General features: G+C 56.6%; 1 protein-coding gene and 1 pseudogene. Both read left to right on the forward strand.

Features of this window, described 5'->3' with window-relative positions; translation table 11 throughout:
• Positions 1–590: T6SS immunity protein Tli4 family protein (locus EIY72_RS04390; protein ID WP_243701728.1), on the forward strand; the 590-nt coding region annotated here is incomplete at its 5' end.
• Positions 590–1,373 (forward strand): annotated as a pseudogene (locus tag EIY72_RS04395) (T6SS immunity protein Tli4 family protein); the annotation flags it as partial. The gene EIY72_RS04390 and the pseudogene EIY72_RS04395, both read left to right, overlap by 1 nt.

Genomic DNA, 1,373 nt, shown 5'->3' on the forward strand with positions numbered 1-1,373 from the left:
ATATCAACGCCTTATCACCGGACGATGAAGAGCCACTGAGTGTTCGTACTAAAAAAGACACGCAAATATTTCTCGCCGGCGATTATGAAAACCTGCGACTCGGGCCAGTTACATTGGCCGGCATGCCGGCCGAAGAATCCCTGATCGGCTTCAGTGATGACACCCACCGTCAAATACTTTTCGTGAGCGAGAACTACCGCGGCAAACCCTCGCTGGGTCGTCCAGCCATGAGTGTTCGTCTCGGCGCAGGCGGCATGAAAGCAGACCCCTCTGACCCCAATGAACCAGTAGACCTGGTGCGCTGGACCCTTCCCGCATTCGCCAACAAAGGCTACGAACTCCCCCTCTGGCAACAGCCCGCGAGTGAAGAACCGGTCAACCCATCGCTGACCGACTACGAAGCCATGGCTGTCTGGGACGCGATCCTCAAATCCGTGCGCATCCGCTTCGGTGCGGTCGCGCCCAAGCCGGACCCTTGGGCCACCGACCGCGGGCCCACCGCGGAAGAGGCGGCTGAAAGCAAGCGCATCCTCGACGAATTCATCGCCAGCTTCGAGAAACCCAAGCCGGGGCCTTGGGAGGAGAAGTAATGGGTGTGCGTCAGCTTTTTCTCGCAGGCCTGGTGCTGGCTTCATTCGCCGGCTGTGCCGCCTTCAATCAACCCAGCGAGCAGGAGAAACACAACGTGAGCGAAATGACTACCCACATGCGCACCTGGGCGCTGGGCCGCGGCTTGATCGACTTGCCCGCCAACTGGACGGGGGGCGGCGATGTCAAGCTGTACTACGGGCTGGGTGCCGATCACTCATCGGTTGAAGTGCGGGTATTGGGGGAGGGCGTGACACAGGAGCGGTTTGATGCAGCGCTGGATGAGCGGGCGCGTCGAATTGCGGCGGTTAAAAATTACAAGCAGGGCAATGCCCCGATGTTGGTGTCGGTCAAAATTGCAAATGCGCAACATAAATTACTACAGTACTACGAGAGCACTGAGCTCCCGGACTGGTTCATTCATGAGTCCCATCTGCTGATTGATGATGTCTACGTCATGCTCCGCGTTAATTCATTCAATGGGGATACTCAACCCGTCGAAACTCGCCTGCTAAAACTCTCCAAGGAAATCTTCAAGGTCAGCGTTCCCGAGAACGCAGGCGCGGGTTTCGCCTTGGGCCCCATCGTGATCCAAAGTCATCACGATCAGGAAATCGCCAGCTTCGCTTTTAGTCCCCCAGCGTCTGATGTATTGCTGCAGGTCTATATCAACGCCTTATCACCGGACGATGAAGAGCCACTGAGTGTTCGTACTAAAAAAGACACGCAAATATTTCTCGCCGGCGATTATGAAAACCTGCGACTCGGGCCAGTTACATTGGCCG

Source organism: Pseudomonas vancouverensis, from assembly GCF_004348895.1.
Classification (GTDB): domain Bacteria; phylum Pseudomonadota; class Gammaproteobacteria; order Pseudomonadales; family Pseudomonadaceae; genus Aquipseudomonas; species Aquipseudomonas vancouverensis.